This window comes from Kineothrix sp. MB12-C1 (assembly GCF_030863805.1).
Classification (GTDB): domain Bacteria; phylum Bacillota; class Clostridia; order Lachnospirales; family Lachnospiraceae; genus Kineothrix.
In genome coordinates, this window is sequence record NZ_CP132957.1 from 1337232 (window position 1) to 1360445 (window position 23214).

Annotated in this window: 20 protein-coding genes; 1 reads left to right on the forward strand and 19 read right to left on the reverse strand. The window is 35.4% G+C overall.

Going from position 1 to position 23214, the window contains the following annotated elements:
- Window positions 1-13: 13 nt before the first annotated feature.
- The 14 genes from RBB56_RS06270 to RBB56_RS06335 form a co-directional block, all read right to left on the reverse strand.
- Complete coding sequence (locus RBB56_RS06270; protein ID WP_306721526.1) at window positions 14-1384, reverse strand: glycosyltransferase; 1371 nt, start codon at window positions 1382-1384, stop codon at window positions 14-16.
- A 28-nt stretch (window positions 1385-1412) separates the two neighbouring features.
- Window positions 1413-2813 carry a glycosyltransferase family 2 protein gene (locus tag RBB56_RS06275; protein ID WP_306721527.1) on the reverse strand — a complete coding sequence of 467 codons (1401 nt, stop codon included), beginning with the start codon at window positions 2811-2813 and terminating at the stop codon, window positions 1413-1415.
- Between the two features lie 114 nt (window positions 2814-2927).
- Window positions 2928-4259 (reverse strand): glycosyltransferase family 2 protein, encoded by a 1332-nt coding sequence (locus RBB56_RS06280; RefSeq protein ID WP_306721528.1) that lies wholly within the window; start codon window positions 4257-4259, stop codon window positions 2928-2930.
- Window positions 4256-5473: a glycosyltransferase gene (locus RBB56_RS06285; protein ID WP_306721529.1), complete on the reverse strand. Its 1218-nt coding sequence runs from the start codon at window positions 5471-5473 to the stop codon at window positions 4256-4258. The genes RBB56_RS06280 and RBB56_RS06285 overlap by 4 nt, the downstream gene beginning before the upstream one ends.
- Before the next feature lie 51 nt (window positions 5474-5524).
- Window positions 5525-6547, reverse strand: coding sequence for a hypothetical protein (locus RBB56_RS06290; RefSeq protein WP_306721530.1), 1023 nt, complete (start codon window positions 6545-6547; stop codon window positions 5525-5527).
- Window positions 6548-6567: 20 nt separating this feature from the next.
- Complete coding sequence (locus RBB56_RS06295) at window positions 6568-7806, reverse strand: CDP-glycerol glycerophosphotransferase family protein (protein ID WP_306721531.1); 1239 nt, start codon at window positions 7804-7806, stop codon at window positions 6568-6570.
- 2 nt (window positions 7807-7808) lie between these two features.
- On the reverse strand, window positions 7809-8546 hold the full coding sequence (locus tag RBB56_RS06300) for a phosphocholine cytidylyltransferase family protein (protein WP_306721532.1): 738 nt from the start codon (window positions 8544-8546) through the stop codon (window positions 7809-7811).
- Between the two features lie 15 nt (window positions 8547-8561).
- Window positions 8562-9704 (reverse strand): iron-containing alcohol dehydrogenase, encoded by a 1143-nt coding sequence (locus RBB56_RS06305; RefSeq protein WP_306721533.1) that lies wholly within the window; start codon window positions 9702-9704, stop codon window positions 8562-8564.
- Between the two features lie 10 nt (window positions 9705-9714).
- Complete coding sequence (locus RBB56_RS06310; protein ID WP_306721534.1) at window positions 9715-11247, reverse strand: xylulokinase; 1533 nt, start codon at window positions 11245-11247, stop codon at window positions 9715-9717.
- Between the two features lie 15 nt (window positions 11248-11262).
- Complete coding sequence (locus RBB56_RS06315; RefSeq protein WP_306721535.1) at window positions 11263-12078, reverse strand: class II fructose-bisphosphate aldolase; 816 nt, start codon at window positions 12076-12078, stop codon at window positions 11263-11265.
- The gene (locus RBB56_RS06320) at window positions 12068-12820 is read right to left on the reverse strand and encodes a glycerophosphodiester phosphodiesterase family protein (protein ID WP_306721536.1); all 753 of its coding nucleotides are present in this window, start codon (window positions 12818-12820) and stop codon (window positions 12068-12070) included. The genes RBB56_RS06315 and RBB56_RS06320 overlap by 11 nt, the downstream gene beginning before the upstream one ends.
- Window positions 12817-14151, reverse strand: coding sequence for a Gfo/Idh/MocA family oxidoreductase (locus tag RBB56_RS06325; protein ID WP_306722103.1), 1335 nt, complete (start codon window positions 14149-14151; stop codon window positions 12817-12819). The genes RBB56_RS06320 and RBB56_RS06325 overlap by 4 nt, the downstream gene beginning before the upstream one ends.
- 2 nt (window positions 14152-14153) lie before the next feature.
- Window positions 14154-15083, reverse strand: coding sequence for a sugar phosphate isomerase/epimerase family protein (locus tag RBB56_RS06330; protein WP_306721537.1), 930 nt, complete (start codon window positions 15081-15083; stop codon window positions 14154-14156).
- Window positions 15084-15124: 41 nt separating this feature from the next.
- Window positions 15125-16324: a sugar phosphate isomerase/epimerase family protein gene (locus tag RBB56_RS06335; protein WP_306721538.1), complete on the reverse strand. Its 1200-nt coding sequence runs from the start codon at window positions 16322-16324 to the stop codon at window positions 15125-15127.
- 365 nt (window positions 16325-16689) lie between these two features.
- Here RBB56_RS06335 and RBB56_RS06340 point away from each other — a divergent pair, with 365 nt between their 5' ends.
- On the forward strand, window positions 16690-17763 hold the full coding sequence (locus RBB56_RS06340) for a glycosyltransferase (protein WP_306721539.1): 1074 nt from the start codon (window positions 16690-16692) through the stop codon (window positions 17761-17763).
- On the opposite strand, the gene RBB56_RS06345 is transcribed toward RBB56_RS06340, so the two are convergent.
- From RBB56_RS06345 to RBB56_RS06365, 5 genes are all read right to left on the reverse strand, one after another.
- Window positions 17753-18430: a glycosyltransferase family protein gene (locus RBB56_RS06345; protein WP_306721540.1), complete on the reverse strand. Its 678-nt coding sequence runs from the start codon at window positions 18428-18430 to the stop codon at window positions 17753-17755. The two genes, RBB56_RS06340 and RBB56_RS06345, sit on opposite strands and share 11 nt — an antisense overlap.
- Window positions 18423-19469, reverse strand: a complete 1047-nt coding sequence (locus tag RBB56_RS06350; RefSeq protein ID WP_306721541.1) for a DUF3880 domain-containing protein — start codon at window positions 19467-19469, stop codon at window positions 18423-18425. Before RBB56_RS06350 ends, RBB56_RS06345 begins: the two co-directional genes overlap by 8 nt.
- Window positions 19470-19473: 4 nt before the next feature.
- Window positions 19474-21117, reverse strand: a complete 1644-nt coding sequence (locus RBB56_RS06355) for a glycosyltransferase family protein (RefSeq protein WP_306721542.1) — start codon at window positions 21115-21117, stop codon at window positions 19474-19476.
- Window positions 21118-21142: 25 nt separating this feature from the next.
- Complete coding sequence (locus RBB56_RS06360) at window positions 21143-22063, reverse strand: LicD family protein (RefSeq protein ID WP_306721543.1); 921 nt, start codon at window positions 22061-22063, stop codon at window positions 21143-21145.
- Between the two features lie 61 nt (window positions 22064-22124).
- Window positions 22125-23207, reverse strand: coding sequence for a hypothetical protein (locus RBB56_RS06365; RefSeq protein WP_306721544.1), 1083 nt, complete (start codon window positions 23205-23207; stop codon window positions 22125-22127).
- Window positions 23208-23214: the final 7 nt, after the last annotated feature.

The window sequence follows — 23214 nt, forward strand, 5'->3', positions numbered from 1 at the left end:
AAAATTTCAATTATTAATCCAAAAGACTTTCAATCACTTTGTCTATTAATACAATATTTACGTCATTATACTGTTCTAGCATCCTTAAAAGATCATATTGATCTTTCTCTTTTACCGCTAAGATTATAAGTGAATTCTTTTCTATATTTTTATATTCTGAAATTTGACAAACAGATTTATTTTCAATATTTTCTGGATTTCTATTCTTATCTGTAACCAAAAAACCTGCCACTCCATCACTTTTATTACTTAACTCTAAATATTTCCATACTTTTTGCGCTACTTTTCCTGCACCCACAATATATATTGTATCGGCTTCTGCTATTAGCTCTTTAAATCCCTTTACAACAAAGGAATGATTCCATACTTTCGTATGATATATTCGCAAATCAGGATAATCCTTGCTTGTTTTTTTAAAAAAAGAATCCGGGTTCGTTAAGATTTCATTTAATGTCTCCCTTTCTTCTTTTCTCCAATCTTCCCAATCCAACCATTCTCTCTCGGACTCCCTAAATACTTTCATCATCTCCAGAAGAAACATATATTGATACGGCAACGCTATTCGATTATAGTTCCATAAGTATGCCCTATACTTTAGAAGCGTTTCTATCTTTAATAATTTTTCATATCGCTCTTGATTTATATTATCCATACGTTTTTGCTGCTCAATATAAGCTTCTATCTCATCAAACTCACCGCAGATGCAAAAAACCTTATCTTGGTTCTTTACCGAAGCTTCCATATTATCACGGCGGTAATTAATTACGGCATCCTTTATAAAATACACTTTATCTGCTTTCATAAAGGCCTTGAATGCAAAAGAAGTATCCTGGTAAGATGCTCCCGGTGTTTCTCTGAAATAAATATTATTTTCTTCCAAAAAAGTGTGCCTGTATATAGCACTCCAAATACTAGGAGTCATATAAAATACCTGATGTATATCATCAGATGAAAATATGCGATTATAAGGACAGCCCTCCAATACCTCATTAAACATAACGGGCAATGCCGAAGCTTCTTTAAAAATACTATAATTTGCCTTCACAATCTCTGCGTCCGTTCTTTCAGCTGCTTCAAACAGCTTCTGATACATATCTTTTTCTATAAAATCATCGCTTTCTACAATTCCGATATATTCTCCTCTGGCAATTTTAATTCCTTCATTTACAGAATTACCATATCCCGTATTCTTTTTGTCGATAATAATAAATCTTTTATCCTTATCGGCAAATCGGTGTAATATATCCAAAGAATTGTCCGTAGAGCCATCATTTACACAAATAATTTCTATATCCGTCAATGTCTGATTTTTTATACTCTGCAAACATTGCTCCAAGTATTTGCCTGTATTATATACAGGTACGATAATTGATATACAGGTCATATTTCTTCTCCGCTTCTATATCTTAATTTTACCCAAAATAACTTATAAAATCATTGTTATTATATAAATTAATCCGCTTAAAATCTCTTCCCAACGCTTCATCTATCTTTTCATTTATCATACGCTGAAAAATGAAACTTGATATTATAATAATATCTGCTTTCCCTTTTACATTATCAATATTTAATAATGGTCTTCCACAATATTCAGCATTTTCTTCCGTAATATATGAATCTATAAAGAAATAATCGCTTTCTATGTTGCCTATCAGCTCTTCATAGCGACCGAGCAGTTCTTGCGTATGTTTTCCAATACCATATATGCCCACTCGCATTTCACGCGAGCGAAAAGGAAGTGGCTTTATTTTTTCTGCAACTAACCTATTATACTTTTTTTCAATAGCAAAACTATTATTCAAAAGATTAATAATATGCTCCTTTTCACAATTAATCTTATTTTCCCTTATAAGGTTTATCAAATATAACTGACTTTTTAGTTTTACAAAAGAATCTTCCAGTTCTGTTTTAAAGGTTTGGCATGTTTCTAAAAAGATATTTATAATTATTTCTTTATTAAGGCTGCCATCAATTTCAGATATCGTTTTACTAATATCAAATATTTTTTTTAAGTTCGTATATAAAAGAGCCAATATTGTCTCTTGTATACCCGATACCGCGATTAGCTCTCGCTTATCTCTCAAAAAACAGCAGATTTCTAAATATCCCTTATAAATTCCCTCCCACCTTTTATATGACCACCCTGATGTCATAACAGAATTTTCACGGTATCTTCGAATATAAAGCTCTTGTTTTAAATATTTTACACTTTCAGCCAGCATCATAACTTTAAAACTAAATACATCATCTTCGTGGAATATTCCCTCCGGAAATAAGATTTGGTTTTCTAATAAAAACTTGCGGCGATATGCAGCTAAACAAGCAGAAGTAGTGTAGTTCAAAGGATATAATCTGGAAAATAACTCCTTTCCCGAAATAATCTTGGAGTCCAATACCGCACTCCTATTATACAAATATTTTTTTAAGGGATAATCGCACTCCATTAAAGTATCTGCATCATAGCAAAGCATGTCTATACTATTATTTTGCAAACAATTTTTTATCTTGCTTACAGCATTTTTATTAAGCATATCATCTGAATCAACAAATATTATGTAATCGGCTTGCGTCATACGCATTCCCAGATTCCTTGCCGCTCCCTGCCCTTTATTTTCTTGGTGTATGAGTTTAATATTATCTCTCTCACTTGCAATTTTCTTACACTTCTTATAACTTTCATCTATCGAACCATCATCCACGATAATAATTTCATCAATCGTTTCTGTCTGCTCTAGCAAACTATTCAGACAGTCTTCAATGTACATCTCAACATTATAAACCGGTACAATTACACTAATTTTAATATCGAGCATATCAAGTTTTCTCCTTAGCACTCTTATTAATTACAAAATATTATTGTCAACAATATATTCCTATGTACTTTGAACATATAATGATCAGAATTCCTTTTCTTGTTTAGTTCAAAATTATAAACTTGTTTCATAATCTTCTGAAATATTTAATATATTATGATCAAAATCCAATATATTGTCAAATCCATATTCGCCCAAAGTTTTTTTCACATCGTCCTTATAATCAGTAATTACCCCGATTACAATCAGCATATCCTCTTTATGTTCCAGTTCCTGAATTGATATTATCGGGATGCCTTCTATATTATCAACATTTTGGCTTTTATTACTGACAACAAAGTATCTTGGTATAATCCCTTTATTTTTTAAATATTGGCAGGTCTTTTTACCCACTAATCCAGCACCATAAATGACTATTTCTTTATTTTTCTGCAACAATGTGTCACATTCTTCTCTTTCTCTATATAACCTCTTTAAATAAAGCATATACTCTTCTTTATTCATTAAATATTCTATCGGAACCTTTTCTCCAAATAAATCCATTCCTTTATTCAAAATCTCATTCACTTTAAAAACAAGTTCCCACTTATCACTATTCAACAAAATAGTATACAAATATGTTTTTGCAAATTCATTTAAATCTCTTGATATTAGATTAAATAACTCAATAAGCTCATTATTTAATGCCATCACCATCGTGTCTATCATGGCATTGATAAAGTCTTCCGCCTTTTGGGGGGAAAACTTTTCTTCTTTATGCCGAACCCTATACGCATAAACATCCTTATCTATTGCATAAAATTCCTCAGCACATATCAATACCCGAACCAAAAATACGGGATCCTGTCCTCTTCTATATGAAGGATAGCTAATGTCATTATCTAAAAGCAATTTCCTTGAAATAATATAGCGCGCATGCACATACGGATATTGATAATCTTTAAATAAAAGTCTTTCCTCTCTATCAAATCGAATTTTCCTTTGTTTATTAAGAAATTTATTAGAAAAAACACCGTCAAAGTACTTAACTACATTTCCTCCACATACCAAAACCTGTTCTTTCAATGCTTTATAATACAATATTTCTAAAGCATCATCAGATACCAAAAAATCATCCGGATCTACAAACATCACATATTCACCTCCCGCCATTTTCAATCCGTTATTTCTTGCCGGTCCAGAACCTGAATTCGCTTGTGTAAGAATAATCATATTGGAGTAGGTACCTTGATATTCAGCTAATATTTTTGATGAATCATCTGTAGAACCGTCATTAACACAAATAACTTCTATTTCTTTCAATGTTTGATTCAAAATGCTATTCAAACATTGGCACAAATACTTACCCATATTATATATCGGAATAATTATACTTACCTTTACGTCCATTTTAGTATTATTCTCCATTCTTATTAACTCTTTATCGTAATATTCTACATTTTTCATTTCATAATTATGTAATTTGAAAAACCTTTCTTTGAAATATGTTCTATTATTTCCTTATGATAATTTGAAGAAGTAGCTAAAACAATTATTGCCGTATCTATATATTCTTTCATTTCTTCTAATTCATAAATTGGATATCCCATAAAATAATCTTGTTCCTTTTTATGAGTTACAGCAACACCGATTATATTTTTATGCTTCTTTTCTAATAAACTTATAACTTCATTAGCAACTAATCCGGCCCCATATACAATGACTCCCGAAAAACTATCTATACATTGTTCTATTTCTTCATCAATACCCTCGATATATTCATATTCAGGCACTGTTACCGCTAATTTTTTATATAAATAATTACATGCTTCGTCTTCAAATTCAATATTCAATATATTTCCATTCTCTCTTAATGTCATATATATTCTTCTATGAAATAGGTTCAACCTCTTTTTTATCCCTTCACCTATCTCCTTTTGGCATCCCATATTCATCCAAAGTTTAAGTACTTCATAATATACAATCATATATGATTTGACTTGTGTAATTCCATGATTATCCGTAATTGATCCTTTTCTTTTTCTATAAATATGCAAATTTTCGTTTATACATACAACCCTATCAGCATCTAACAATATCTGTAAACTATATAATATATCTTCGTGAAAAATACCTTCATAAAACTTAAATGAATGATCTATAATATATTCTCTTTTCCAGAATTGCATCCAAACAGCATTATAATATTCATTTTCATCATTTGCTTTAATAAAAAATTGTTTTCCTGTGCAAACCTGATTGCTAAACTTTCGATATCCCATTTCCCATCGTACTTTTTTTTCATTTTCATATATTACTTTAGAACCACAAAAAACGCCTTGCAAATTTTTTTCTTCCGCATATGAAAATAAAACTTCCATTGCATTAATTTCTAAATAATCATCCGAATCCAAAAAATAAAGATATTTTCCTTTGGCGCTTTCCATTCCTCTATTTCTAACAAATGATAAACCTTTATTTTCAGACAATTGAATTAATTCAAACCGAGAATCACTATCAATAAATCTCTTTGCCACCTCATAGGAATTATCCGTTGATGCATCATCAATACAGATAACCTGTATTTCAGAAAACGTTTGATCAGCTACACTCTGTAAACATTCTACTACATAATTTTCAACATTATATATAGGTATAATAATTGACACTTTCGGTATCATGAGGTTTCTCCTTCTTCTAATTTATAATGCTTTCATAAAATAATATAATAGCTAAAACAGCTCATTCGCTCTCATTATCTTTTCAAGCAGTTTCGCTCTTTGACTTGTTACATGCTTTTCCAAGTATATATTGTATTTCTGAATATCGACGTCTTCCTTAAGGTACTGGTTCATTAAACTTTCAAATTCATCATACGACTGTACACATTTACATATATTACTTAATTCATACCATCGTGTATCTGCGTTATCTGGATATCTTGCTATAATATGGCATTGCCCTGCAACTTCTTCTAAAAAATGTGGAGTAACCTGATTCCATCCGTTAGCATCTTTTCTTGTCTCATCCATTCCCGGCGTGGAATAAACTGCGATTTTAGACCTCCTAACTAAGTTAATATATTCTTCCCGGGTATCACCATAACTTACGGTCTTTCCTGTTCTTGACTGATAATATATATAGTGCCCGTTTTCATATTTTCTTCTTACCAGATTAAAATCAGGATATTTGTCTTCATATTTATCAACATATTTTTGCAATAATGGATTTTGTCTTGCAAATAATACCAAATCATATTCTTTAACAAATCGTTTTTCCATTTGTATATAATAATCCGGCAAAGATAATGGAAAATGGTATGTTTTAATTGGACATTTTTTTTCAGTAAAATATTCATATACTTCACGACTTGAAACTAAAACAAATGGATTTTTTTTATAAGCATTTATAAAAAATTTATACTGCTCATTATCAAGATAATAATCAATCAAACACGGTATATACTTTTTATTATTATAAATCCCATCTTGTTGCTTTGTAGCCATATCAAACATAAATATACCTTTATCACGTTTTATATCAAAAAGCGAAAATATTCTAAAAATAGGAATTCCAGTTTTTTTCCAAATTCCCCTGCATTTTTCATCAAATTTAAATTCAAATTCGCTGCGGCTATAAATAGGTTTTGATAGCTTTTCTGACAATATATCCTCCCATTCGAAGGCTATATCAAAACAATATTTTTTATGATTTTCTTTGTTCTCCATTATTTTTCTTTTTGTTAAAATAATCATTTATATTTGCTCCATATCTTTTATGAATTTCTTACCATCGATTTTATAGCCTTTTTATTATATAAATATTTCTCTATCCACTCTACAATTCTCTCACTGGCATGTCCATCCTCTAATACCCCATGTTCCTGCGAAAAATCATCTATTTTGTTCCGATACTCTTCTTCCTCAAATGCTTCTATATTTTCAATCAATTCATCATTATTCACTGCTACGGAAAACGGTAAAGAATACATATCCCACATGAGCTTACCTCGTTCCTCCGTATATTGATTCAAATCATCTGCATAGATAAATACCGGCATATACATATTTATAACATCGAATGCTGAACTGGAATAATCCGTTATCAATATATCCGAAGCTGCCGCCAGCTCATTCATATCATCTGCCTGACTTACATCGATCATATTAGCAACTTTATTTTTTAATGGATATTTATCGAGTTGTGCCGCTAATTGCGGATGCAAACGTAAGAATACATACCACGTTCCACCAAACTTTCGCCCCAACGCATCCACCATTTGCTTAAAGTCAATTGTTGGTTCTTCTATAAATACCTGTCGATTTCCTTTTTGACTTCCTCCCCTGAATGTAGGGGCGAATAACGCTATCTTAATATCCTGCGGTACTCCATACCGTTCTCTCACACTCTTATATGTATCATTTCTTTTATTGATAAATATATCACAACGAGGAGAACCTGTCTTGATAATATCGCCGCTGTAAAGCAGCATTTCCGGATATAATCTCGTACACCAATCAGAATTAGATGTAACATAATCTATCAGCCTTGAATCATATTCGCTCACCATGTATGCAATTCGGGGGAAAAGTTTTCCTCTAAACTTCCCTACTGGTTTGAATTCCAACGCAGCATGCCAAGTCTGTATATAGAGCTGCTTCTTCCTCTTAACTGTACCGTATGCCTTTCTACTATTGTCTATCCAGACTTTGGCTGTTGATAAATGATATGCTCTATTAAGAAAGTTATTTTTCACCTTTTTGATGCCGCTCGGGAACTGTCTTTCCATATTATTAACTAGCCAGATAATTTCGAACTCCTCATTCCGCTTTAGCAGTTCTTCTGCTATGTATCGAGGGTTGCAGCAATATCCACCATCTCCTTCAAATGTCGTAAATACAATCTTATCTTTATGAATAGGGAAAATCCTCAGCAAATAATAAAACATACTTGTTCTAATACATTCTCTTTTTCTCTTTCTTATGTATCTTTCTTCAATACTTAACCGCCCCATTCTTAAGACTCCTCTTTCACTATTTTGATAAGAGAATCGGGAATTCCTGCACTTGCTCTTTGATAATCCTCAATAAAATCTACTTCACTCCAAAAATAATCCTGCGTAGATATCGCTTTTATATAAAAACTATTCATATCAATTATTCTCTGTATGGCTCCTTCAAAATAGGAGGAAAATTCTTTCTCTTTCATTATTTGAGTCGTTGCTTTACGCAGATCTTCAATTACTCCTTTACTAATTTTAGCTATCCCGATGAATTCTCCTTCTGAGCTATCACATGGCATTGTCTTATTTATCTCTATAACTTTTCCATTACTTATCTTTACCTTCATCGCCTCTTCATCACACAAACCATATTCTACAGGCAATATCATATCTCCTTCTTCATGCAACATTGACTCAAATATTTCAGGTGCACATAATGTATCCGCATGCAAATACACAAAATCATCATAAAGAAAATCTTTGGCCATATAGAATGACCCTAACACATTAACCTGCTCATAAAATGGATTAAATACACATTGAACTCCATCTATCTTTTTCGTTAATTCTTCAAACCTTTCACTTTGATAACCCGTTACAATAATAATATCTTTAATCCCAAATGCATGAAGCATAGAAATATTATATTCAATCATTTTTATACCTTTAATTTCAAGAAACGATTTAGGAATATTCTCTGTAAGGCTTCCTAATCTGCTACCTTTCCCCGCTGCCATGATAATTGCCTGCATATTTAATCCCCCATTCTATAATGAATCATTGTAAATATTTTCTATTATATCTACCTGTATACTTAATTTGTCATTCCCTATGTCTCCCATTACCTTATGTGCCAATACCGATACCTCTTCTCTTTTGATACCTAAATCAGCAAGGGATTTATTAACATTTATAAACTTCATAAATTCAATCAATTCTTCTTTTGATTCTTTTCCCGATTGAACGTTCTTGCCCGTCAACCAAAATATTGTATCCTTCACTTTCTTCTCATTTACATCGTACTGCCTTTGTATCCATGCCGGATATAATGCCGCAATACCAATCGCATGGCTTGTATCGGTTCTGGCTCCTACTCCATACTGCATCCGATGCGGTAGGCATGTCCCTATGTTAGCCAGATTCATTCCCATAATCATACTCGCATAACTCATAGCTTCTCGGGCTTCATGGTTATCTATATTCTTTTTCAAGAGCGGAAGATTTTCCGCTATTATTTTAATAGCCTTTTCAGATAACATTTCAGACCAATTATTCGCTTTTACCGCCGTGTATGTCTCTATCGCATGTGCCAAAGCATCGAAACCGGTCTCCATCGTAACATCCATTGGGAGCGTCCATGTGTATCTTGGATTCACAATCGCCACTTTGGGTAATATTGCATCACCCCTGATTCCACCTTTTATCCGATATTTTAAGCTGGATACAATAGCGCCCTTACTCAGTTCGCTTCCGCTGCCGGCAGTCGTAGGTATTGCTATAATAGGTAATACCTCCCCTGTAGGTTCCATTTCTTCCAATAGAAAACGTTCTAACTTTTCGGATATACCTATTCCTACAGCCGCTGCCTTTGCTGCATCCAAGGCGCTTCCTCCGCCAAAGCCGACTATTGCCGTTACCCGTCTATCTCTTCCCATCTTAACTGCTTCTTCAATTTCTTCCAGTCTGGGATTCGCACTTATCCTATCAAAAATTATAACTTCTTCCACATTCGGACATCCATCCAAGATATTCTTCAGTTCATCCAGATACCCATATTTCTTCAAACTTCTTCCGGTTGTAACTATCATAATATTTCCGCATAACAACTCTTCTTCTTTTCTCAAGGCACCTTCCACATTATGATTCCCAAAATATATTCGTGTAGGTATTTTTAAAATGAAATCTTTCATTAATGAAACCTCATAAGTTTTCAATTCTGACTTCTCTGTCATCAACCATTTCTTTAATTATTTTTTTTCTTCTTACATACAATTCTTTCACTGTCCTGTATGTATCTTTGTAAAGCTCATACATATATATATACTTTTGATGATTTGTCATATTAGGCTTTATTATCATGCGTACGGATACAAAGCGTTCTGCTGCTTCTCTTAAATCTGAAAAATATCCTTTCCCAAGCAAAACCATCATTGCTGCACCCGTCGACGTCGTTTCAAATTCGGATAAAACAAGAATATCCCTTCCTAAAATATCAGCTTTTATCTGTGAAATGAGATTAATTCTTGCCAATCCTCCCGACAACCGAACTGATTTAATCTTTGTTCCCGTCTCCTCAACCGCCGCAATCATATCCATATCTATATATCCAGTGCTTTCAAACACCGCCCTTGTCATATCTTTTCTTGTATGCATTCTTTCTATTCCGAAAAATACCCCTCGCGCATTGTCATCCCAAATCGGCGCGCGTTCTCCAAGCAAATAGGGAAGAAACACCAGACCTTTTGCTCCTAAAACAGATTCCCCCGCTTCTTTTTCCATGATTTCATAAGGATAGACTTCGTTCTGATAATAGCATTGCTTTACCCATTCTATCAGCCCTCCTCCCAGATTATTGCTTCCCCCTATAATATACGCTTCTTCACTATAAAGCGGAAGATTATAAATTAAGGAATTGTTCTTCGGATTCTTATTTCTTGATAAAGCGCGCAACACCGTCACAGTACCCGATACATCGCTTGCATCCCCATCTTCCGATGCCCCGCTTCCGATAAATGAGCAGATTGCATCATAGGATGAGATCACTACTTCTACTTCCTTATTAAATCCCAATTCCTTTGCGAGATTGGGAAGAACCTGCCCTATCGTATCTCCGGGATTCAACACCTCCGGAAGCTTTTCCTTTGAAATTTCCAATGCTTTCAGAAGTTTCTCAGGATAATATCCCCTTTTTGCATTATAGTGATACTTTATTGCATTAAAATAATCAGTAGCACAAACTCCGCTAAGCATAAACAACATATAATCATTAGGTGTCATGAACTTATCTGTCCTATTAAACGCTTCCGGCATGTTTCTTTTTACCCATAATATCCTAGGCAGCATGAGACTTGCTGACATATCTGTCAAAGTTTCTTTGTATACTTCCTTGAACTCATCCATCTTTGCAATATATAAGCTCTCATCTTCCGCCCTCTTATCAGAAACCATAGAAGCCCTCATCAGTGGTACACCATTTTCATCTATGCATACAAGGCAAGACGCAGACGCTGTAACAGTTATATAGTCAATACACACCTCTTTGCATTCACGAACTCCTCTTATTATGAGTTCCTTCGCACTCTGCCACCATTCTTCCGGATCCTGTTCAACTTTCTCTGCACTAATAGCTGTCTTTATCGGAAGCGCCTCATTGTATAATTTTGTCCCCATTTCATTGAAAATGATACATCTTATACTTTTCAGCCCCATATTAATAACCATTACATTTTTCATTACCTGCTATCCTCTTTATCCAATAATACTAAACTTGTTATATGCCATGTAGTAAATAGCTTCATAAATTTTCTTCTCTACATATATTGCTTGAAATCCATTCTCTTCAAGCAATCCCCCTTCTATCGATTCTAAAATTCCTTTTCTATATGCCAACTTAACTTCTGTCGATATATTTATTTTTTTTACATTTTCTTTTTTTGTCAATTTTCTAACTTCTTTGTCTTCAAGCCCACTGCTTCCATGTACAACAAATGGCACATCCGAGATATTGGCCACGTAATCTATTAAACTATAATCCAAATCCGGCTTTCCTTTATACATTCCATGAACAGTTCCAAAAGCGGCGGCAAACATATCTACCTTTGTCTCTCTTAGAAATTTCTTTATTTCATCTCTATCAGTAACATGGTATTCATCTACAGTAAGGTCATCTTCCGTTCCTTTTATTTGTCCGACCTCTGCTTCCACCAAGATACCTTCTCTGTGGGCTTTTTCAATTACAATATTTGTCTTTTTAATATTTTCCTCGATATCTGAATCAGAAGCATCTATCATGACAGAATCCCACTTTTTTACAATGGCATCTTCAAGTATTTTCATATCCTTACAATGGTCCAGATGCAGCCACACATTAATGCTCTTTTTATCCGCATAACTTTTAATAAAAGCCCTTACTTCCTCCGCATCCATCTGATTATATACTCCCGCTGATGTCTGCAGAATAACATTTCTCTTTTTCGCAGCCGCCGCATCAATTATGGCTTTTGCAGAATTTATATCCCATATATTAAATGCAAGCATACATTCTGCTAACAAATCATTTATCATCCCTTATCTCACTTCCCAAATCCGGTTTATTGGTAATAATCCCATTTACCCCCATATCACAGAAGCGACGGATTTCTTTCCCGCCGTTTACCGTCCAGATGTTTATTTCTATTTCTCTCTGCCTAAGGGCTTCGAAGGAAGCGTTCCTATCCATAAGGTACCATGCCGGGTGAACTGTATTAACATTATATCGCTGAGCATAATCTTCGACATTCATAATACCATCGCAGTAAAGAAATGCGACTCTCGCTGCCGACTCCAGCTCCCGAATCTTCAACATGGAGGCGTGAGAGAACGAAGAAAATAAAGTATTTTCCAATACATTTTTCTCCTTTACTATCTGTAAAACCTTCTCCTCCATGCCATCATAAGGAAAAACATTGTTTTTCAACTCGATATTAAATAGAAATTCTCTCTTATCCTGATTGCATCTTTCCCTTAACTGTTCCAACACCTCTTCTAACAAAGGAATAGCGCTGTCTTCCTGTTCCGGATGCAACTTATTAAACTTAAATTTTCTTAATTCTTCCAAATCATAGTCCTTAACACATCCCGTACCATCGGAGACTCTGTTAATCCACTCATCATGAGTAACTACAAGATATCCATCTCGAGTCACCTGTATATCGAACTCAACTCCATCAGCTCCCATATCGTATGCCATGTGGAATGCTTTCATCGTATTCTCTGCGGCATATTCACTCGCCCCACGATGCCCATATATTTTCGTCTGATATTTCATCCTCTTGTCTCCAAAAACTTCTCTACGACCCCTGCCATAGCAATCGATTCCGCTTCCGTGAATTTATAAGACTTTCTTTCCCCATTATGAATCAACGATACAAATTCGCTTAATTCATACCGCAACCCATCTCCTAGGAATTTGGCCGTATATTGTTCTTTCTTGGATGGATCCTCGAAACGGACTTCAAAAGATTTCGTCAGCCACCATGGGGATTCCGCCAGAATATACCCCTTCGTCCCTGCAATAATAAGCTGACCTTCCGACTTTACCTCTACGCCAGTCTTGGATAATGCCATTCCCTTATCGAAAGAGAACGATGCTTTGGTATACAAATCGATTCCTTTATCATCCTTGATACTATCAAAATGTACACTCTTATACTGCGTACCCAACAACTTGAAAATAGGAAGCATAGTGTGATTACCGAATTCCAGAAAACCACCTCCATAGCGAGCATCCTTTCTTTCTCTGGAACTCGGATCCGTAATCCTGGTAAAACAAGCCTCTACATCCACAATACTGCCTATGATTCCACTCCGAGCCACCCCCAGAAGCTGCCCAAATCCCGGACAATACGCCGTCTTAATTGCTTCTAACAATAAGCAATCATTCTTCTTGGCTATGGCAAATAATTCTTTCGCCTGACTTTCCGAAAGAGCCATTGGTTTTTCACATAGGACATGTTTCCCACATTCTAATGCAGTCTTTACATATTCAAAGTGTGTTTGGTGAAGAGAAGCTACATAGATAGCTTCTAACCCCTCCATAAAATCACAGAATTCTCCCCAATAAGCCTGAATGCCAAAACGCCTAGAAAACCGCTCCACGCTCTCCTTATTTGGATTATAGGCTCTGATTACTTCGATTCCACTGACATACTTCGCTTCCGGTATGAACCTGGAAGCAATACGTCCGGTACCCACAATACCCATTCTTATAATTGGATATTTCTGCTCTCTTAGTAAGGTACTGGATATTTCTTTCGTCCGCTCCAGGTATACTACTTCACAGAAGTCCTTAATATAGTCAAAAGCTCCTACCCAATCGGAACCGATTGCGAATATATCAATTCCGTATTTATGTATATCCTCAACCTTCTGTCCCACATGGTCTTCCACAATAATTCGATCTGCAAATCCAGTCTTCTTCACATTTTCAATTCGATCAATAATAGAATCTACAACATTGAGTTTACCGCGGGATTCGTCATATTGCTCTGTCGTAATTCCTACAATCAAGTAATCACCCAGAGCTTTTGCCCTCTCTAATAGCTTATAATGTCCCTCATGGAACAAATCGAAAGAACCATATGTAATCACTTTCCTCATTCTCACTCACCCAATCTCCCAGCGAAATATTTTCCTATATCCGCAACCATCCTCAGCACACTGTCATGAAGATCCTCCGGAAAGCACTTCAACGCCCCAAAAGTTTCAAAACTGAGCACCCCCTTGTATCCTATTTCCTTCAATCCACTAAGATAACCTTTCCAATCGGTACTCACCTCTCCCGCTAATTTTTTCGTAAAGGTGAACGGAAGCTGGTGCAAGTCATTAAGCCCATCGTTATCATGAATATGTACTGCTTTTATCCTATTTCCTAAGATAAGGATGGTATCTTTCATATTCTTACCCAAAATATTCGCATGGCCTATATCAAAACAGAAAGCAAAGATTTCTTCTTCGGCTATCCGATTTAATTCATCAATATACTCGGATGCTTGATAAGGATCTGCACATACTCCTTCACATATCCTTCCATTGAAGCCATCGTATAAATTCTCCAAGCAAATCTTCACTCCGTATTCCTTAAGCAACGGAATCAGGCTTTGGAAAAATTCTATATTCCTTTTATATTCTTCCTCTCTGTCCAACGGATATGCTAATTTAAAAGGATGGACAATTAAATATGGGGCATGAAGCGCCGCACAGATTGCAACACTTTTCTCAGCCACCATATGTAAATAATCCTTATCTTCCTCTTTACCATAAATATATAATGGATATGGGGCATGTACCTGTGAAAATTCTAGTTCTGCCTTTACCGCCATATAATAATATTCCGAGAAAAAATTACATAACTCCTCGACAGAACGATCGAAGAAATGGTTTATTTCTCCCCCATAAATAAGATAATTAGGTAAAAAGCGATCCAAATTAAAATCTATACAGTCAAAACCTGCTGCCTTTATTCTATGAAAATCTCCCTCTTTCGGAATATCTCCAAGCAAAAGACGCGATTGAATTCCTATCTTCATCATAAATAAGCTCTCCTATCTATTTTCGGGACTTTCTTCTATAATTAAAGCGGCCGACCGGTCATCCGGAGAATCTCTTCCGTCAACTCATATTGACATATGCCCATATCTTCTAATTGCTGTATTACATCCTCATAGTACCCATTGCATAAAATTACAATTCGTTCTTCTTCTGGCAGATTTAGAATATCTTGAGGATTACGAATATCAAATCCCAATTTATTTCTCCCCCATAGAGAAGGATTATTATCCACAACAAAATAAGGTGGATTCTTTTCACCGAACTCTTTCATGTATACATCAAACATTTTTCCTGTTCCAAATAAGATTTTCTTCTTATTTCCCATTTGCTCTAATATTTCTTCAAAACAAATAATTCTAGAAAAATTAGTACCTACACTCTGAAGAAAACTAAGCACTGCTTCCTGCAGAACTCCCGGAACACCTGAAAAACAACCATAGGTTTCAAAACTAAGCACTCCTTTATATGAGATTTCCCGAAGTCCCGTTAAAAATCCGCCCCAATCGGTAGTGGAAAGCCCAAGCCGAGAAAAAGTATGGGGAAGTTGATGAGAATCGGTAACTCCATCGTTATCATGAATATGCAACACTTTTAAATGGGTTCCAAGCACTTTTACCTCTTCCTTGAGGTTCTTACCAAGCACATTGGCATGTCCTACATCAAAGCATGCTCCAAAGCACTCCTGCCTAGCCGCTTTATTCAATTGATTAATGTAACCCACCATCTCTCTTGCTTGAGAACATGCTCCTTCCCATAATCTTCCATCCTTTTTACTGGGCATATTCTCAATGCAGATTATTATGTTCTGGCGTATAGCCTCTTCGGCCAAAGCTCCGAAGTACTCTAAATTAATTCTTCTTTCCTCCGCTTTTCCAAGTTCAAAAGCCAATTCAAAGGGGTGTATTACAAGATAACGACTCCCGAGCAGGCGACAAATTGCAATACTTTTCTTCATTTCCTCCAGAATATATGTCATTCGCTCAGGCTGTTCAGGCTTATATTTAAATAAAGGGGCATGAATTTGCTCAAATCTTAATCCATACCTCGCCGCACACTCCCTATGCCTTTTAAAATACGCAACCTCTATCCTCTCCATCTCATCTTTCGGAGTCATAATATTATAATCTATACAGCTTATTCCGGCTTGCATAATCTTCTTATATCCATCTTCCAGTACATTTTCTCTAATGATTCCTCTTGATTGTATACCAATTTCCAACATTTCTTAAGTACCTCCATCTTCCAGTACAATGCTTTATAGATAAAAAGGGAACATCAAATCCGATGCCCCATTCCGCTTTCCCATTTTCACGGCTCCTTCCGTAAAATCATCTGCCTCCATGCATCCTCTTATTCTACTATTATATATATCGACAACATTTGTAAAATAATAAGTTTATATCACAATATTATTCCGCCCAGCATATTCTTCTTTCTTACTTTTCTTCATACATAGTCACTGTATCAAATATGCTCCTCTTTCATATTTCGATTTTTCATGCTATACTACATCAATAACTTCTATAATTATTATAAAGATTATAAAGCAAAACATGAGCTTTGTGAAGATAAGCAAGGGAGGGATATATGTTTCCAATATCTGTATGTATCATTGCCAGAAATGAAGAAAAATACATCGGCGAATGCTTAAGCCGCCTCAGCAAATACGACTGGGAAATTGTAGTTGTAGATACTGGTTCTACCGATCAAACATGTGATATCGCTCTTACCTATACCCCGCAAGTCTTCCACTTTGATTGGTGCGGCGATTTCAGCATGGCTAGAAATTACTCCATTTCTAAAGCCCATAACGATTACATATTGGTAGTGGATTGTGACGAATATCTGGAAGATTTTCCTGTTACAGAAGAAGTCATTTACAATCTAACTCACTTAATTTCCCCAAATCAGATTGGTATGATTGATATCACAAATATTTATTCCTCTGACATCTCGGGCGACAATTCCTTCGAGATAATACATGAGCATATTGCCCGTTTCTTCCATAGACAATACACTCGTTACCAAGGCTCAATACATGAACAGCTTGTTTCCAAAGAAGGAAAAAAACTATCTTTTGTCCACTTACCCATTTGCTTTCATCATATTGGATATAGTACACATAACATTAGAGAAAAAAAGGCAGAGCGAAATATTTCTATGCTTAAACAGTTCTTAAAAAATGAGACAGCTAATCCTTATCTATATTTTCAATTGGGACAATCTTACTTTGGGATTTCAAATTATGAAACTGCACTTTTCTACTTCGAAAGAGCATTATCAATAGCAATCAGCGAACAGGAGGATTATGCTCAGACGCTTGTTGAATCATATGGATATTGTCTGTTATACCTGAAACAATATAAAACAGCTTTGCAATTAGAAGGAATCTATGATATTTTTTCCAGACGTGCAGATTTCGTATTTCTGATGGGATTAGTTTATATGAATAATGCTATGTTTGAACAAGCTATCGATGCCTTCCTTCATGCTACTTCCATATCAAACTATGCGGTGGAGGGAGTCAACAGTTATAAGGCATTCTATAATATCGGAGTCATCTATGAATGCATGGGCAACACTTCAAAAGCATTGGAATATTACGGAAAGTGTTCTGATTATCTGCCTTCCTTGCAGAGACTTGAAACGCTCACCCTTTAGTAATTGTCACCTGCATATCTTCTGTATATTCTTCCAAAAATCTCCGTCTATACTTATCATGATTCCATAAGTTAGTAATTTCTTTATCATCATGGATATACCACGGTTCTTTTTGCAAGGGAACTACTACAGAATATTTTCTTCGTTTCATCTCAAAACATTGAGAAATATCATAGTAATCCCATCCATCAAACAAGTCTTCTCTCCATGGGACATCATACTGAGTGACCATAAGAAGTCCATCTACCGCTTCTACTTCCCAATATCCATCCTCCATTACGCTGTATCTATAATTTTCAACCGGAACCTCTTCACTTCCAAAAGCAACCCTCTCTCCATACCACATAACAGCATCAGCAGGCAAAACAAGGCTACCTACTAATCCAATCAACCCTATCTTATTATCCTCCTTGAAAATATTCATTATATCCATTATAAAATATTTATTTCTAATAAATACATCCTGATGCATATACACTTTATATTTTGCATCGCTGCTTTGCATTCCCTCATTATATCCTGCAGTCATTGATGACGCTTCTCTTATTTCAATAAGTTCAATTTCAATATCTTCCGGCTTTATCAATCGCTGTATATACCGTACACACTCAGAAAAGAAGAATTCATCATTAGAGCATATAATAAAACTAATTTTCTTTTCATTCATTTCCATATTGTCTCCTCAATTCCTGTAATCTTTTATTTACCTTCGATTTATCAAATATCCTCGCTTCTTTTATGATATATTCTAAGGCAGTTTCAGATAGCCTTTCCTGCGCGATATAGCATAAAATTTCTTTTTCCTCTCCTAAATCTATATCATATTCAATTCTTCGAAGATAGAAGACCGTCTGTAAATAAGTATGACAAATTTCTTCCAAACTATCATATTGAAGAATGCTCGATATTCCAACTCCATTATTCTTTGACATTTCCTCAATTGATATATTTAGGAAAATAAGTAAACAGGTAAATTCCCAACAAGATGCATGCAATTCTCCAGAATAGTTGCGATTATACCACATAATAATTTCCAAAAGTATATTTATATCTTTATCTTTAAGCAGACGATTAATATAATCTATTAACTTTCCCTTAAGAAAAAACGTAGCTTCTTTTTCTTCTTTCATCAAATAATATATCTCATCTGTTGTAGTACTCTTTATATTCCTATAATCTTTGAAGCAACTATTTATCTCTTGAATCCAACAGCGATTGTCATTTCGTTTTCTTACGGCCTCTAACCGCTGCATCGCATCAAATACATCCAATTCACCTTCCTTAAACAACACAGAAAACATAAACTGAATATAATATCCGTAATTCCTGATATCTTCTACTTCTCCCAGAGGAAGAAAAAAAATACGCTTGCATCCCCGCGCTACAAAGTCTTTATATAATGCATTATCATTCAAAAATATATAATTTGTATATTCTCCAATATTTCTTAGATCATCTAATAAAAGAAAAGCATTATAAACCCACGACACATACTTAGTAGATATTTTTTTACATACTCCAGCTACTAATGATATGTAATTTACTGTAAAAACAAAGTGGTATGTCTTCTCTCTCAAAGTTCTTCCCAGCTTCTCTTCATCCCCATCCCAAGAATATATAACGATGTTACAATCTGACAGCTTTAACTGATTCAACACCTGTCTTTCTTCTGGGAAATCACCTTTTAAAAATAATACTTCCAACATCCTGCTATCTCCCGTTTTCACATATTTTATTGCACTTCTCACTTTCTATTATTTCAAGCAACTCTTTCCCTCTATGATTCCATAGATGTCTATGATTAGCTTTTCGATATCCTGCCTCCTCAATTTGAGCCAGTCTTTTATCATCCTCCAATAACCTCTTGGTAATTTGAACCACTTCTTCTAATTCCTCTAAATCAAAAAGGACTAATTCTTTTCCTTCTTCAAACACTTCTGTTAAATATCGACTTTTATCAGACAATACCACTGAGCGGCATAACATAGCATGTAAAATCCGTTCCGTAAATCCGTCTTTATGCCATGACATAATATTAAGAGAAATCTTAGAAGCACTCATCACCCCTATACTCTCTTGAAATATAACCCCAGGGTGACATGTAATGTTCTCATGTCTTGCAAATGAAGCCTTTTCCCAACTTTCTCCAAATACATCAACACATATTCCCCCATCCAACAAGGCTAAAAGTATCTTCTCCCTATAATAACTCATCACACAAAAGCATGCTTGCCTTGATTCATAAAACAATTCAAGAAAATTGGTATCACTTAGCTTCCAGCCATAATAGTCCAAAACCCTTTGAAAAGCCTCTTCCGCTGTTATATTAGGATAGCGCTTCATAATATGGAGGTATCGCGCGACTAGAAAACGTTTTTCACGCTCATATCCCTTAATTATAGCAAGTCTCTCCCTATAATCATGATAAGTCCCAATAAAGGAAACATCATATCTTTTCTCAATACGCCCAATGCCTGATGATACTCCAGCAAGAGGAAAATGATAGTTTCTCCCAATATGTTTATAAAAGCGATTAGCAAACATAAGATAATTTCTATCATGTATAAGTAAATGGTAATCCTTGGGAGCATGTGAGAAATGCTCCTTCATCCAAGCCGGGTGATCAAGAATCAGATTATATTTAGGTCCCACAACAAGGTCATGTAGATTTGTTTCCTTATCTTTCATCATAATCGAAAACACATATGTCTGAATCCCTATAATTGCTTTAAATCTCCGTCCTATCAGCCTTGTAAGAGCAGCATTCCCTTCTTTTTGCACGTCAATTACTTCTACTCTCTGTCTGCAGGCAATAAATGACGCTGCTATCTGCTCAGCAAAAAGATTTAATAAATTGAAAACAGAATCGTTTGTTTTATATATTAATATGGGTCCAATATTATCTTCTATCTCATAGTATTCCCACTCATACGCAATCATCTTTTCCAGCCATTTTACTCCTTTTTCAAGACAATCAAGCTGCACTGCACGGGAAAGTAATATTGTTACCGCCTGGTCAAAATATCCTGAGGTCAATAGTTCCTGCTGATACTTCCCTAGCACATAGCAATCCGTTTTCAATGCCTCCCACGTATCCTCTTGGGATATATCATCACAGCCTTCTATCCCCGCTCCAATAGCCTTTACCCGGAATCTTTTAGCAGCTCTCAACACAAATTCATAGTTTCGCTTTTGTGAAAGGCAGGTATTCTTATCCCCTATCTCCGCAACTAAAGAATCTTCATATTGGATATTGTCCCCCACCCAGGTGTCGTCTAATAAAATATCTAAAAATGATAATTCTTTCTCTTCACCTCTCGGCAAACGCCTTGTATAGCAAATCACTGCGTTCATAGTTGTCATTCATTCCTTTCCACCTCTATTCACTATACTCTGCTTTCTGCTTGTTGAGCAAATGTTCCTCCCACTGTTTTTTCTGTTCAGCATAAAATGGATACGCATGAAGTTCCTCACGTACCGGTACGCTATAATCACCATACTTCGCCTTAAGTATTTCATCATATCCTATAGGAACAGGAAGTGTGATATTCTCAAAAGGCATATCTACCACCTGTTCATACCACTCCCTCTTGTATATATTTGATCTGTTCGCTCCCATATACACGAGAATTGACATATCTTTAACTTCATCCTTTTCATAAAGTCTGAGAATCTTATCTGCCAAATGTAATAATTCCGATATGATATTGCTTTTCTCCAACTTTACGTGACACAATTCCTCTATTCCCGCTACACCTTCCCATACCTCAGGTGTATCAATTCCCTCCTTAATGTGGCTAGCAACTGTTCTGATCAGCATGTATAAATCTATCATGAGCTCCCTTTCCTCAAGATTATCGGGCAAGTGATCGATAGGAAAGATATCCACTCCGATTACCCACGGACATCGATGCCACCGTTCTAAATGCCCCTTCGTAAAGTTTACTTTATCACCATTTATAATACGCATAAAGGGTTCCTCCCATCCTACGTTATTATGGATATTTCCTATCTTATAGGATCTTGGAAGCTCTTCTTTCGCAACTACAAAAAACCTTTCATAGTCTTTTCTTTTCATCGCAATATCCAAATCATCATCCCATGGAATAAAGCCTTTATGCCTTATAGCCCCCAATAAGGTACCAGCATCCGCGTAATATTGAATATCATGTTTTTTACATATCCGGTCTATCTCCATCAGCAACTCCATCTGAGCTGCCCATGCTCGCTTCATTTCCCCTGCTACAAAAAAATCTCCCCGCCATTCTCCATCATAAAAACTATCCTCAAATACTAGCATATATATTCCCACCTTGTCATTCTCTTATCGTTTATCTCTAATCACTTTCTCTTCTTCCCCATTACATATGGGTATTAATAATGTACTCATTATCATTTATGAACTGATTACAAAGCGCAAACTTAAAATTCTTCTGCCATGCAGCATAATTAAAACCATATCTGCCATAATTGAAATCACTTACTGCATCTCTCCACCAACTTTCTAATACCTGCCACAGCAACTCATCTTTATGGTTCCGGAAAATACACCGGATATCAATAAGTCCAAAATGTCGAGGGTAGCCTTCCTTTTGATATTCATAAAGCTTCTTTCTGTGAGCAATATTATTGTCATCATCCTTTAATGTTGTTCCTATAATATGATGAATACCATCTGCTTTATCATCTGGAAATGCCAAAAAGGATGCATTCTTTCCATAGGCTTCATACCACTGTTCCAATTCTCCTACCATCTGCATCTCCGGGGTAATCCATATACTAAAATCATGATCCGGAAATATCTGATGAGGATTGATCATATAATAATCTCTAAGCAAACCATTATGCCACCCCTTAGGATTTTTCATTTCGTAAAACTGCCAAACGCCCTCTTTTTTTCCCCATTTTTCTTTTTGATCAGTAAAACATATATAATCCCAAAAGGCATTCTTGTATATTGGTTCCCATATTGACATATTTCCCCCAAACAAACACATATAAATAACACCTCTGCTATTTGCCAAAGGCTTCTCATAGCCTTCCCAGCTCCCCTGCCTCTGCTCATGAAGTTCATATTGTAATTCCGACCATGCATTTCCTGCCTCTTTTACTCTATTCCGATATCTATCACAGTGCTCCAATGCACCATATAGACTTTTGTACTGTATCCCGAATATCCTAAGCAAATCAGCACATCCCTTAGCATCTTTTTCATCACGCAAATGCTTAAACAAGCGCCTATATACCTCAAGAACTTCTTCAACCTCCTTCCTATCTCCCCCCTCTGTACGGGGCCAGCAAGTCTTCCCTATGGTACTTTCCAACAAATTAGAAATAGTTTCCATCGGAAATTCTTCTACCGATATCTTCCCCTCCTCCAAGGCTTGTCTTATCTTACCAATGCTTTGTAATATTCTAGGATTCACGCTCGATATACTATCCACACATTCT